Here is a 14,047-nt window from a genome sequence, read left to right on the forward strand (position 1 = left end):
TCATGTTCGGGGATGAACCTCCTCCTTTTGTCTCGAAATTAGATAATGGTTGGAAATCTCATTGTCTTCCTGGACTAGAATACATGCCACATCTCAACAATTTCTCAACAAGGATAGAAAAAGAGCCTTGATCATGTGATCAAGGCTCTTCAAGAAATATAGTTCTATTTTTCATTTTTTAATAAATATGAATTTAAAACATTGATATTAATATTGCTTTGTTTTAATGTATTTGGAGGGATCTTTGACCATTTCGAATTTCTGTTTACCCATATACAGTGCTGCATCTACTGTAGTGTCTACGACCACCCACTGATTATCGATGTAGACCTCATTCCAGGCATGATAAGCGTCCACGTAGGAAGATTTGCCCATAACCAGCTTGGTTGGTACATCTACACTTCGTAACATAGCAGCCATCAGTGAAGCATAACCATAACAAATATCTTTTTGAGAGCTTAACGTATGATCAATTTGTGGCAGATAGTCAGTCGTTAAGGCAAAGGCCTGATTGGAGTCATACTTGATATGACTAATTACGTAGTCATAGATTTTTTGCAGCTTCTCGCGATCGGTTGTTGCACCTTGGGTTAACTCACGGGCTTTTTGAATCGCTTGATTAGTACTACTCCAGTTAATATTTTGAACGGAATTAAGATACACTGCCTTGCTATCGTTTAGCTTTAACTCGATCGTATCTTGTCCTATCACTTTATATTGATTACCACTAAGCTGTTCCAAAATACTGATGTTATAGTTCCCATTACCCATTTGGAGAGGAAATACTTCTTCGGATTTCCCGGGTGTTAGATTATAAGAGTATTTTTGTGCATCTTTGGTAACCAAAATCTTGGTTTTAACGTTAGGTTTAACAGGGTAGCGCACACTGACCGTCCCATGATTTACATTGTTTTGGTCCAACCATGCAACACTATCAGCAGCGTAAATTGTCGAATTTAAGAGAATTGCGGACAGCATGAAAAATAGGAGAAGTGTGGAAAGTATCATTTTCCCCATAAAAAACTTCCTTTCGGTGGCCAGGCTGCCATCATCAATAGAAGGCCCTATAGCTTTGCGTCCCTGCCTTTCGACAGGTTTGCCATTTCGTATAAAGTTTTCGGGAAAAATAAGCACGACAAAAAGCCACTTCAACCGGTAGCTGGCTGCCATCATACAGAAGGCCCTGTAGCTTTGCGTCCTTGCCTTTCGACAAGTTTGCCATTTATCCTGAATAGCTTGTACTATTATTCTATCAGTTAGGTACTCTATTAGGCAAGTTTAAATCTCAAATTTTCGCTATTTATCGACAAAGCAAGCTTGGAGATTATACATAAGACCTATTTTATACGGTTTCCCCATTTTTTGCGATAGGAATGAGGCGTTTCTCCAATGTGCTCTTTGAACAGATTGATAAAATGACTTGTGTTGGGAATGCCGACATATTGTGCGATGTCCACAATAGCTACATCACTAGTTTTAAGCCAGCTTTGAGCAGCCGTGATACGAACATTAATAAGATACTCAATAGGGGAAAAGCCAATCTGTTTTTTAAAGTTTTTAGCCAGGTTGAACTTGTTTAGACCAAACATTTCTGCTAGCGAATCCAGCGTGATCCGTTCGCAATAGGATTGATCTAGATATTGCTTTACCTTGCGCACCTCTGCCGTTCCATCTGAATTCGCATTGGGATTGGCGTAGGGGTGCTGTAAAATAATCGTTAACAAGTCAACGATTATCCTGGATGAGAGCAGTTCAGAGGATAAGCTTCGTTCTGGCTGTACATGTAATAAGGTACGCAGCTTGTCCAGTACTGTATTTGAATCCTTTAGTGAAATTACCGGCTTATTGTGTTTATCGAATTGTTCGTAGAAATGGTCAATAAGATTGCCATATAGATTCACACTAATAAACTCCCATGTCTTCTGACAGGAAGTTTTGTACTGTACATATTCTTCGCAATTAATAAAAAGCATATCATGAGGTTTCAATATATAATCCTTGCCCCGGTATTGTAATTCCCCTCTCCCGGACAGAGTAAAAAGGAGCAAAAAAGAGGTGAGCTTTTGCCGTTCCATTACATAAGCATCTGTTTTGAAATAGCCTATTTCCTGTATATAAAAGAGGGATTTTTTAGCAAAAGCAGAGGGTGTACATATAATTGCAACTGGATCATCGCTCCAGACATACTGGGCATTTTTTTGGTTTGTTGTCATATCCAATTCCTTTACAAAAGAACAATTTTAGTAAGACAATTGTAGTTTGTTTCATGAATATCCTTTTAGAACCGGAGTTCCCATTTACAAAGGTTATTTTATCACATTAAAGTATATTCATGTATCGATTTGGGGTTATACATCATATAACAAAATTAACCAGAAGGCACCTATTTGAAAAGGATAAGGTCATTCTGGAATTTATTCCTTAAATTGATGGAATAAAGAATGAGGTTGGAAATAATTAATTTCCTCAATGAATATATCGTAATCTTGCAATTCCACTTTTTGAGGCATTTATCCTTTAGGTTGCAAGAAAAATGGGACCATAATTCGACAAAATGATTCAAAGGGCTCATTTTGTTAGAAAATAGTTGTAACTTAATTGTTGTGATTTTGTTCACGAAAATGTATGGATAAGTGTGGTTATGCGAACTCAATTTAAGCTAATGTGCAAATTTTAAATATCATGCAATTTGTTGACAATAGAGTATGGTTACCTTTGGTATCTGCACAGGCAATGATATGATGGTACTACAGATGTAATGAAACAAATTTTACAGTTAGTTTGGAGGACTACATGATGGGAAAAACAAAAAACACAAAAACCGCAGCAGCTTGGTCACTTGTTATGATGGGAGCGGGCTTTGCTGCTACGTTACCTTTTCAACAATTTGGCTGGGCCCGTCTTTTGGCCGGATCTTTTGAAGCCGGACTTGTAGGAGGGTTGGCAGACTGGTTTGCCGTAACCGCGTTATTCCGTCATCCGCTGGGCATTCCGATTCCACACACAGCGCTTCTCCCTAAAAATCGGGGAAAGCTGACCGATGCCTTGGTTAACACGGTCGAGAATAATTTGCTTCATAAAGAAAGTATTGCATCTAAAATTGCCGAGATTAGATTGGCAGAGCTGGTGCTGAAAAGTGTGGAAAAAGGAATACGTACGCCCGAAGCGGTTACTTTTATAGATGTTCTTGCCAAGCAACTTGTCCGTTCGATTCCGCTGGCAGAGCTGGCCCCGGCCATCGCAACCGGGGTTAAGCGACAGGCGACTGAATTCGATATAGGACCATTGCTAGAGGTGCTCGCCCGGCAAGCTGGCGAGCGAAAGTATGACCAACGGGCGTTGGATTATGCGCTGGAGCAGACGGAGTCCTGGCTAATGCGGTCAGACACCGGGGTTACGCTAGGCACCTTGGGGATGCAGGCTGTTAGCGGCTTGCAGGTCAGCGGGCTTATGCAGTTTGCCCTGAACGCTTTCCTTGGCTATTTGAATGAGGAGCGTATGGGCGAGATGATTCGTCACTTTTTGCTGGACCGCGTAGCGGAGCTTCGAGACGAAGGACATCCGCGTCGTCAGGCCGTCCTGGATGGGTTCAACACACAGTTGATTCATCTGGCAGCCAAAGATACGGTCAGGGAGGGGCTGAATCACTGGAAAAACACCTTTATTGATTCTTGGGAAGGTGATGCAGCTATATCCGATAAGCTCGAAGAGCTTCGTCGTAATCTGCTGGATTACATGGAAGATGCCAGTTATGTAACGGCGTACATTGTACCTTTGCTGGATCAAATGCTGTCTGATTTATGGAGAAATACGGAGCTGCTGGACAAGATCAATTCGTGGATCGTAGCAGGTGTTACCGGAGTAGTGGAAGCAAACCATAGCCAAATTGGTAATCTGGTTCGAGAAAATGTAAATCGAATGGATGATGCCTCACTGATCGCTTTAATGGAGGACAAGCTGGGGCAGGATTTACAATGGATTCGGATTAACGGTGCGCTTACAGGTTTTCTGATTGGAATTGTGCTTACTGGGGTTCGTATGTTGCTTGAGTAGCACGGACAATCTGAGCTAAGGAACGATAAATGAAATTTGTGTAGATAAGGTTGTGAAACTATGAGGATTGGTCACCATCCAATGCTGCTGGTTCAGATGAGAGCCCGGCAACGGTACGTTGATATATGGTGCCGGATCACCAGTAGATGAATAAGCGGAACTTTTTTTTAATTACGCTGTCATTCCTGATCGTGATTATCGGCTTGCGTTTGTTGTGGTTTGATTATTACCACAATCAGGATTATCCCCGGGCCAAGGCGGGAATTCTGGATCTGAGGGGCTTGAATCTGCAGGAGATAAAGACCCTGCCATTAAATGGGGAGTGGGAGTTTTATCCTGGGACTTTATCCTCTCCTGCCGAACTGAAATCCTTACTTATGCAGAAGCAGCGCCAGACCATTCAGGTACCAGGACTATGGAGTGAGTCGGTATCTCCTGTAGATCATAAGGCATATGGCGTTGGAACCTATCGGCTGCTTATTTTGAGTGACAGGTCGGAGGACACTCTATACGGACTTCGGATTGGAAAGATCAGTACGGCATCCAACATATTTGTGAACGGTCGTTTAATTAGTCATAGTGGTCAGGTCTCTAGCAAGGTCGAACAGCATATAGGATCAACTGTTCCATTCTCTGCCATGTTTGATGCGAACAGGCAGGCCATTGAGATTGTCATCCAAGTATCCAATTTTGATTTCTCTGCTAGTGGAGGAATTATGAAGCCTATCATTTTTGGAAGCGCGGATGCTGTGAATAGCCGAACCAACTTCACGATCGCAATGCAAATTATGGTATGTATTATTTTGCTGCTTCACGGGTTATATATAGTCGTTATATTTTTTATGAATCCACAAAAGAAGGCGCTTCTGTATTTTGCGGGAATTGTAATCTGCACGGTATTATCCATCCTGACAGACGATGACAAGCTTTTATTGGACTGGTTCCCCATTAATCTGGGTCTTTCGTTAAAGATAACCACCCTTTCCTACATTGGAATAGGCATGTGTGTACTGAAGCTGGCGCAGTCTCTGTTGGTTCGATCCCGAATCATTCAGATTGTTTTTATAGGCCACTGTTGTTTTGCGATTTTGGTGTTACTTGCACCTGCATCCAGCCTGTATGCATTTCTTATGGTTCTTATCGCATTACCGGCTATTACTCTATGTGCTACAGTTCCCTCCCTTGCTTTTCTTAGAACATTCAGAGGGCAAAAAGAGGCTATTTTTCTGTTGCTAGCATCCATTAGCATCGCATCCAGCATGCTGTGGGGCATTTTCAAGACGAATGACCTCCCCTATTACCCTTGGGATATTGTGCTGGCTTTTGTGGCATTTGCATCCTATTGGTTCAAACGATTTTTTAATACGAATGCTGAACTGAGAAGGCTGTCGGACAGATTGCAGCGCGCTGATCAGGTGAAAAATGAATTTTTAGCCAACACCTCTCATGAGCTGCGAAATCCACTGCATGGGATGATCAATATAGCACAGACTGTGTTGGAGAACCGGGGCGGCGCCCTGGATGAACCCAACAGGAGAAACATGCAATTGCTTGTTACGGTCGGCCGCCGTATGTCCTTATTATTGAATGATTTGCTGGATGTTACACGTCTACGTGAAAAGGATATTATTCTGGAAAAAAGAAGCCTGAAGCCCAAGGCTGTAGCCTCGGGTGTATTGGATATGCTTCAATTCATGACAGATGGGAAACCTTTAAACATGGTAGTTAACATCCCTGCTGATTTTCCGAATGTATTAGCGGATGAAAACCGAGTAATCCAAATCCTGTTCAATCTCCTTCACAATGCTGTTAAACATACTGCTGAGGGGACTATTTCCGTTCACGCACACATCCAAGGCGAAATGGCCAGTATTCAGGTGCGTGACACTGGCGTTGGGATAGATGAGGAGACGCAAAAGCGAATATTTCGTCCATATGAACAAGGAAATTCTCATTTGACGGTTATTGGGGATGGGCTTGGACTTGGGTTGAGTATCAGCAAGCAATTGGTGGAGCTTCATGGAGGATCTTTGAGTGTAAGTTCTGAACTTGGTCAAGGCTCAACCTTTTCTTTCACACTACCGCTCGATCCCTCACCTACCCCAGACGAATCACGAGATAACGAGCAGGTATGTATGGATGAAGAAGCAGATACTAATTTTATAGCTCTACAGAACGAAGCTGTGATGCAAGTTGCAGCAGGCTCTGCACGATCTGCCATACTCGCAGTAGATGATGATCCGGTCAATTTAAGGGTGTTAGAGGGCATTCTCGCCTCGGAGTCGGAGCCTTACGACCTTGTCACTGTAACCAGTGCCCAGGATGCCTTGCATAGGCTGGATCATCGGGAATGGGATTTAATAATAGCCGATGTCATGATGCCCCAAATGTCGGGTTATGAGTTAACTCGGCGTGTGAGGGAATACTTTAGCATTTCCGAGCTGCCTGTGTTGCTGTTGACTGCACGTAGTCAGCAGGAGGACTTATATACGGGATTTCTTGCAGGGGCCAACGATTATATTATGAAGCCTGTGGATTCCATGGAATTGAAATCAAGGGTCCGTGCCTTGACTGATGTTAAAAAGTCCGCAAGGGAGAGGCTTTGGATGGAGGCTGCGTGGTTACAGGCACAAATCAAACCTCATTTTTTGTTTAACACCTTGAATACCATTGCATCTTTAAGTCATGTGGATCACACCAGAATGGTGAATCTTATTGAGGAATTCGGCAAATATTTAAGATCAAGCTTTAACCCTCAAAATCTGGATAGAGTCGTATCACTGGAATATGAGCTTGCTCTCCTGAAATCTTATCTTTATATAGAGAAGGAACGCTTTGGCAATAGACTAGATATTGTATGGGAAGTAGACGAACAGATAAACTTGCTATTGCCACCGTTATCGATTCAGCCACTTGCAGAAAATGCAATCAGGCATGGTATCATGAATCGGATAGATGGAGGAACATTGTGTATTCGTATTCAGCAGCGGGAGGATGGAACAGAAATAGCGATCATTGATGATGGTGTGGGCATGAGTCAAGAGGAACTGGACCGTCTGCTGAGTCCTCATCAAGAACAGGATAGCGGGATTGGATTACGGAATACAGATCGACGTTTGAAGCAAGTATACGGTAAAGGATTATCTATTAGCAGTCTTCCCAACCAGGGTACAACGGTAAGCTTCCATGTTCCCCAGGTACAAAGACAAGAAATATAATATCTCTGTCCCGTAGGTCCTCTATACAGAACGAGGCGAAGTAAGTGACACTTCTAATGGGGACTCTACGGGTACGGAGAATGATTCCCAGTCGTGAAATTAGGCATGAGCCATTTGCCACTCTTTAAACCAATTTGTAATTTGTTCATTGGGCTTCTCATGAAGCTCTTCCCATAAGACGGATGATAATAAATCATACCATTTGATCACTAAGCTATTTTTATTCATCTCAGCATAGGTCTTCATTAATCCCCAGTAGGCTTCCTCTTCTTGGGGGTGACGACTACAGATGCCCTCATAAATAGAGATCGCCTCTTCAGGCTGGGAGTTCCCTCTATACCATTCTGCCATTTTTAATGATATGGATAACCACATTTTATGCAGCCTTTGGCGTTCACTTTCAACCCACCAAAAATCATATTCCTGTAAATAGTCCCCTTTGTAAAGCTCCATCATTTTTACATAATATGGGATTGATTCCTTGTTCATCTGTGGAGCGGATGCCAGGAGAGACTCCCATCTTTCTGTATCTAACAGAACGTTTTGCGTGTGCAAAATATAACCGCCATTAGTATTGGAAATCTCTAAAAAGGAATGATACGGCGCTATCGTTTTTCTAATGTAATAAGCGGCTGTATATAAAAGAGAGTAGGCCTTATCTTCTTCATATTCTGGCCATAGTAATTCAATCAAGGCTGATTTGCGAACCCATTGGTCATGATTTTGGAGCAAGTACAAAAACAACTCCTGGGTCTTTTTAGTCCTCCACTGAATAACAGTGGGTTGCTGATCCGGTAATGTAAAGACGACATATTGAAAAACCTGTAACTGGAGAACAGAAGGCTGATTCTCAGGCATGGAGGCAGCTTGATCGTCACGCTTTAGAATGCGATTCATGGTTTTGATAAGACGTTCTGTCGTGACCGGCTTGAGCAGATAATCCAGTGCGTTAAGTTCGAAGGCCTGAATAGCGTACTTATCGTAAGCTGTAACAAAAACGATCTGAATATGGGGTTTGTGCTCCAAAATTTGATGTGCTAATTCAATTCCGCTGATCCCTGGAAGTCTTACATCCAAAAAAGCTATATCTATATCATCAAGTAGAATATAGTCCTTAGCCACGAATGGATTCGTAAAAGCTCCTGCAATATGTATGCCTTGTAACTCGCCAAGCAGACGCTTCATATAATCCAAAGCTAACTCTTCATCATCGACAATAACAATCCTTGTCAATATCTCTGATCTTTCCACGTGTACTGTACTCCTTTGTAGGCAGATACATCTTATTATATAGGATAACTTGACTACGGCTATAAGCAAACAGTTGCAGAAGAAAAAATTTTAAATAAAGAGGCGGGCTGCGATGGGCCATCGTTAAGATGAGTGATCGCAAGCCCGCCTGTTCAAATTGTGTCAAACTTAAAGATTGACTAACAGTATTGGACGAATATTTACAGGACCCAGCGTGTGACCTTCTCCAGGGGTTGTCTGGATTTTTCCCGCTTGGGTTCATGAGCACGATAACCGAAGGCGGCTATGACTGAAATATCCAGCAGCCCGTTCTCAAGCAATCCTTCTTCCTCTAAAATGGCATGTACCTGATCATAGTTAAAGCCTTCAATCGGGCAGGAATCGATGCCGATCTGAGCTGCCGCTGTCATCATATTGCCTAAGGCAATATAGGTTTGCTTGGAGGCCCAGTCAAATAACGTGCGTTCGTTTTCCAGCAGACGTTGGTTTTCACCTTGGAAAATCTTATAGCGGCCTGGTAGAGAGGCAAAGTCTTCGTCAGACATCCCCTTAACCTCTTTATACATGTACTCCACGTAAGGAGAATCATAACGAACATCCTTACGTGCCAAAATCAGAACGACGTGGCTGGCCGCAGGAATTTGCTTTTGACCACCACTGGAAACCGCCGCCAGCTTTTCTCTCAATGCCTGATTTTGCACGACCACAAACTGCCACGGTTCAAATCCTACGGAGCTTGGGGAAAGTCGTCCGGTTTCGAGAATAAATTGAAAATCCTCCTCAGGTATGATGCGATCGGGGGCGAATTCCTTCGTGGCATGTCTGAATAAAAAGGCATCCAGAATTTCCTGCTTTTTAGCTGATGTATTGGACATAAAATGTACTCCTTTTGATATGGGTTTAGTTGGTACTCTATGGTTTTTCTGCTACTATAATGAGAGCTAATATCGAATATATAGTTATCATATAGAAAGTTTTTGCAGGGAACAAGTACGCACATATTTGTTCCTTGTTATAGGTCTGAGGCTATTAGCCTACATCCTGTAGAAAGAAGGGGAATACATGGCACAGGAGATGGAACATACAGTTAGCGTTAATTTTGGATGTCCGGTAGCGAAAACTGTTGGGGTGATTGGAGGCAAGTGGAAGGGAGTCATTTTATATCATTTGACCACAGGACCGCGGCGCTATAATGAAATTCGACGGACCTTGCCTAATATTACACAGCGGATGCTAACCTTGCAGCTACGCGAATTGGAGCGTGATGGCATTGTGCACCGTGAAATTTATAACGAGAACCCACCACGTGTGGAATACTCGCTTACCCCGTTGGGAGATACGTTAAGACCGTTGCTGGATTTTATGAGAGACTGGGGGATCTTCTACGGAGAACAGGGATGCGAGCCTGTGGCGACAATTTCCAAGTCAGGCAAGCATTTTTGCTAAGATAGACATGAGAAAAGCCCACCGATGATTTCATAGAAAACACATGAAAATCATTAGCGGGCGGAATAAGGACGGATTCCTTTTACAAAATGGACACTATTTAAACTCGATCGATTCGTTCATCTTCGCCCAGGCCGTTTCTCCAATAATACCCAGACGCCAGATGGCGATTCCCTTGAGGTCATAACGTTTAGCTAAACCGATCTTGGCGTTAACGGTACTGTCTTTTTCGCTACCCATTGAAATTCCCAAAATGAGCTTGTCCCGCGAGGTTTCCTTCAACGCCAGCTTTATGGCTTCATCCACTTTATCCAGTGGCTCAGGCGTAGATTTTTGTCCGTAATCATAGGCCATGATGATCAGATCGTCCGCCAGATTGCCCAGCGTCTTGTAATCATAGCCAGTGTAAGAGCTATTCAGCGGATGCAGAACGACGGTAAGCTTGAGCCCGGCTTGATGCGCTTTGGCTGATAACTTTTTAATAAAGGCGTTGTAATCGGAGCGAGCTTTGGCCTTATCGCCGCTCCAGCCTAATCCTTCAAGATCTAACGTAATGCCCTTGAACTGCTTATCGGTGGCAGTGCTGACGATTTGGGAAATGGTCTGTTCTTGAAGCTGCGCGTTTTCCAAAACCTTGGTTAGCTCATGATTACCGTCGACAGAATAAACCATCAGGTAAGGGGAAGTCCCCTGGCTATCTGCCTCCTGTAGAATAGACTCGGGAGTTACAGCTCCAGCAGCTTGAGGCCATTTATATTCTTTGCCGGTCGTTGTGAACTGTCCGTTCGTATCAATTCGGCTCCAGCCGAAGGCAACGGCATTAAAATTCGGTATTTTGGATTTTTGGTCAAAGGAAGACAGTGCATAGAAGCCTACAGTGTACATAGCTTCACGTGGCGATGTGATAGAGACCGTCCGTGTTCCCTGGTTCCAGTTCACTGTGGCTCCAAACTGTTGCCCGAAAAAGCCCAGCGGAATCATCGTGCTGCCGCGTACGGTTTGCGGTGCTGCTGTTAGTTGAACCGTTTGTCCATCTACTGTGGCATTGCGGCTCCCCATTTTGAGAACCACCTGCTTGGTTGCATTGCCTTGCGCTTTGGTAGCGGTGATGCTTTGGTTGGCTTGATCCCATTTCACTGTAATGCCCAGAGCCTCAGAAATAGCGCGAAAGGGAACCATCGTCGTGCCGTTCATCATGGCAGGCTGTACAGGGAACGGCAATGGATATCCGTCCAGCATGATGCTGACCTTACCCGCCTCCGCTTGTGCCAAGGGACTATAGATGCCCGCTGCGGTACTCAGAAAGATAACGCTAGATAACAGAGCCTTATTTACGATTTTCATCCTATGATCTCCTATGCTTAATAGATTGCAATGCTATCATGTTAGAATCGTGAGGTTTCTATCATTTTACCAAAAAAATGATAGATAGGTGAATGTAAAATGATAGGATGAGATAACGATAAAAAAAGCTGGTGCCTGAATGAATGGCACCAGCTTTTTTACATGTAAGGCTCTGTTGTTTGTAACTCAGATTACTTGCGACGCTTGAGTGCAATGCCTACTGCTGCGGCACCAAGCACGACTGCGATGATCGAGAGGACAAGTGCTGTTGTTTGTGCAGCAGAGCTGGCTGGAGCAGAAGCGGCAGGCGTAGCCTCAGCAGCATTGTCCGAGGTCGGCGCTGCACTGCTGTTATCTTTGGCCGTATCTGTGCTCGCATGGCCCTCTGCGGTGCCTGCCGAATCATGTCCGCTGTCTGCGGCAGGAGCAGAAGTTTCGGTTGTGGCATCTGCCGTAATTTTGGTAATGGAATGAGGATTGTTACTTCCTTCATCGCCTGTCCATTCCACAATACTTCCGTCACTGTAATATTGGAAGGCGTCCCAGGCTGCCGCGGTATTCTGGTCTGCATTTTGTGCTACAAAGCTGAAGCGTTGGTACTGTCCCGCTTGAATGCCGTCTTTTTCAGACGTCCATGTGACGGTGGTTATTTTGCCAGAGCTGTCTTTTTCGGTGGCTACCTTCCAATCCGGTACAGGCTCGTATTGTTTGAAAACGACCTCTTTAGGAACTTTTAAAGCGACTTTGGTGGTTGGAATGTTTTTTTCCACAGGCACTTTCAACGTGTACGTTTCCCACGCATTAGGTTGTGAAACGGAAGGCTTGACCGTCACATGCGCACTGGCCATACCTGCAAAAAGCAAGGCACCAGCCGCAATTAAACCTATAGAGGTTGTGAGCCTGGAAAACCTGGATTTTGCTGTTTGAATCGTTATATTCATCTTCATTTCGCTCCTTGTTAGATAAAATAATTATTTTTTACCGCCTACATGCAGAGTAAATTCAGCATCAACCGCATCGAGTGATGCCGTCAGGGCATGTACTTTTACCGCCCATGTTCCTTCGGAGGTTATCAATTCCTGACTGCGGAAGGGCTGTTGCTGCTTCACGGGCAGAACAAATTCCTGTTGATCTTGGTCAGGATCAGCTGGGGTAAGCGTCAATGTGACTTGCTGGATACCTGAAACGGCAGTACCCTTGCTATCCTGAACGGATACCTTAAATTCATTGCTGCCCACAGCATTCGGGCTGACTGCCAGTGTAACGCTGTATTCGCCAGTAGTGCGAGTCTCCTCAAACGGTACAGCAGGTGCCTGGCCAGGTGACATGTGAGTGAGCACCGCTGCCAACAGCATCACGAGCAGGCCGACGGACAGCTCGACACGCAATCCTCCGGCGGCTCGTTTGCTCGCTGCCGCTTGTCGAGCGCTGCGGAACTGGCTGGCTGCAAAGACCAGCATAACTAGCAGTAGCGCTGCTTTACCGAGCAGAACGAGTCCATAGGACGTGTTCAGCAGCATGGAGGGAGCCGGAAGGTACAGCAGCGCTCCATAGATACCAGTGGCGAGTAGCGCCGCCACCATAGCAATGCCCCAGCCAGCAAAGCGGCGCAGGGCGATTTGTCGCAGAGCTGCCTGCTTGGATACAGGCAGCTCCGATCCGGCAACAGGCAGGCACACCACCATGACGGTAAGTGAGCCGATCCAAAAGGCTGACGCTGCAAGGTGGACGAAATCTGCCACAATGGCTGGAGCCGGATGGGTAGCTGCTGCCGGATGCCCAACAAAGGCCTTGGATAGCATGAGGCTCAGCGTTAGTAGAACGGAGCTGTAGCCCCATACACGGCGCTGGCGATTGGAAATGCTGGGATCAATCGCATAAATTAACGTTACGCTTAGAAGCAGCACGAGAATCATCTGGATAAACCAGATTTTACCTGCCCCAGTAAATTGAAGCGCTTCTCCCAGAATGGGAAGTGAGAAGCCCTCCCTGATGGAAACTCCAGCATCCCAAGACGCCTGAAGCGGTAGGCTGATTAAAATGGCAGCAGACGTTATGCCATAGCCGCTCCATAGCAACTTAGTCCAACGGGGGAATGTGTCAGAGGGCTGCTGATTAAGCATCTTCTGCTCACTGCGATTCTTGTCTCGGTTTATGCTCGGTAAGAGGAACAGTCGGAAACAAATCGCTCCAAAAAGCAGCGATAGTCCTATGTAAAGGAGCCAACGGACAGCGATTAAGTCGATTCGTGATGTCCCAGAGCTTTCAGAAGGGGTAGCTTGATCGGTATACGCATTGGAACCGCTACCTACTTGAAATGGAATCACTCCATTGACTGGATGTCCATCTGCGGACAAAGCTCTCCAAGTGATGGTGTAAATTCCATTTTTCATCCCTGGAATCAATTGTATTTCCATGGTGGATGGGTGCTCTGGGTTGAGCTGTGCTTTTCCTGTGTCGACCCGCTTGCCTGTTTCATCGGTCACTTTGATGGACATGAAGGCAGATTGCAAATCTTCGTTGAAAGTGATAGTCACCTCAGAAGGAGACTTGTCCAAAACCTGATTTTCGGTCGGACTGGATTCAACGACAAATGCATGAGCCCACGATGAGTGAGGAAACAGGAGCAGAAGAGGGAGACACAGCAATAAAAGACAAGCCGCACGGGCTGGTCTGGACAGGTACAACATGCCTGTGAAGTCACCTTCTCTCGATTACTTGAAGCGAGGATATCC

10 protein-coding genes and 2 riboswitches are annotated in these 14,047 nt (G+C 44.8%); of the genes, 3 read left to right on the forward strand and 7 right to left on the reverse strand.

What is annotated here, in order from left to right:
- Positions 1-207: 207 nt before the first annotated feature.
- The gene (locus EGM68_RS02480; RefSeq protein WP_080771868.1) at positions 208-1,017 is read right to left on the reverse strand and encodes a transglutaminase-like domain-containing protein; all 810 of its coding nucleotides are present in this window, start codon (positions 1,015-1,017) and stop codon (positions 208-210) included.
- A 12-nt stretch (positions 1,018-1,029) separates the two neighbouring features.
- Positions 1,030-1,111: riboswitch (cyclic di-GMP riboswitch) on the reverse strand.
- Positions 1,112-1,151: 40 nt separating this feature from the next.
- A riboswitch (cyclic di-GMP riboswitch) is annotated at positions 1,152-1,230 on the reverse strand.
- Positions 1,231-1,337: 107 nt separating this feature from the next.
- Positions 1,338-2,213: a helix-turn-helix transcriptional regulator gene (locus EGM68_RS02485; protein ID WP_040102309.1), complete on the reverse strand. Its 876-nt coding sequence runs from the start codon at positions 2,211-2,213 to the stop codon at positions 1,338-1,340.
- Positions 2,214-2,796: 583 nt separating this feature from the next.
- On the opposite strand from EGM68_RS02485, the gene EGM68_RS02490 reads away from it, so the two are divergent.
- On the forward strand, positions 2,797-4,053 hold the full coding sequence (locus EGM68_RS02490) for a DUF445 domain-containing protein (RefSeq protein WP_129550281.1): 1,257 nt from the start codon (positions 2,797-2,799) through the stop codon (positions 4,051-4,053).
- A 146-nt stretch (positions 4,054-4,199) separates the two neighbouring features.
- Positions 4,200-7,271 (forward strand): hybrid sensor histidine kinase/response regulator, encoded by a 3,072-nt coding sequence (locus EGM68_RS02495; RefSeq protein ID WP_058711605.1) that lies wholly within the window; start codon positions 4,200-4,202, stop codon positions 7,269-7,271.
- A gap of 99 nt (positions 7,272-7,370) precedes the next feature.
- Here EGM68_RS02495 and EGM68_RS02500 read toward each other — a convergent pair whose 3' ends face one another.
- Positions 7,371-8,522, reverse strand: coding sequence for a response regulator (locus EGM68_RS02500; RefSeq protein WP_058831365.1), 1,152 nt, complete (start codon positions 8,520-8,522; stop codon positions 7,371-7,373).
- Positions 8,523-8,722: 200 nt separating this feature from the next.
- Complete coding sequence (locus tag EGM68_RS02505) at positions 8,723-9,397, reverse strand: NAD(P)H-dependent oxidoreductase (RefSeq protein WP_058831366.1); 675 nt, start codon at positions 9,395-9,397, stop codon at positions 8,723-8,725.
- A gap of 187 nt (positions 9,398-9,584) precedes the next feature.
- Between EGM68_RS02505 and EGM68_RS02510 the strand changes: the two genes are divergently transcribed.
- Entirely contained in the window at positions 9,585-9,968 is a 384-nt protein-coding gene (locus EGM68_RS02510; RefSeq protein WP_025679610.1) for a winged helix-turn-helix transcriptional regulator, read from the forward strand.
- A 96-nt stretch (positions 9,969-10,064) separates the two neighbouring features.
- Here the strand turns inward: EGM68_RS02510 and EGM68_RS02515 are convergent, their stop codons facing one another.
- The 3 genes from EGM68_RS02515 to EGM68_RS02525 all read right to left on the reverse strand — a co-directional run bounded on the left by EGM68_RS02515 (position 10,065) and on the right by EGM68_RS02525 (position 14,002).
- Positions 10,065-11,312 carry a stalk domain-containing protein gene (locus EGM68_RS02515; protein WP_129548594.1) on the reverse strand — a complete coding sequence of 416 codons (1,248 nt, stop codon included), beginning with the start codon at positions 11,310-11,312 and terminating at the stop codon, positions 10,065-10,067.
- Between the two features lie 191 nt (positions 11,313-11,503).
- Complete coding sequence (locus EGM68_RS02520; RefSeq protein ID WP_129548595.1) at positions 11,504-12,253, reverse strand: YcnI family copper-binding membrane protein; 750 nt, start codon at positions 12,251-12,253, stop codon at positions 11,504-11,506.
- Positions 12,254-12,283: 30 nt separating this feature from the next.
- Complete coding sequence (locus EGM68_RS02525) at positions 12,284-14,002, reverse strand: copper resistance CopC/CopD family protein (protein ID WP_129548596.1); 1,719 nt, start codon at positions 14,000-14,002, stop codon at positions 12,284-12,286.
- Positions 14,003-14,047 lie beyond the last annotated feature (45 nt).

Origin of the sequence: Paenibacillus sp. M-152, assembly GCF_003856555.1 — a bacterium.
In the GTDB taxonomy this organism is placed as follows: domain Bacteria; phylum Bacillota; class Bacilli; order Paenibacillales; family Paenibacillaceae; genus Paenibacillus; species Paenibacillus polymyxa_C.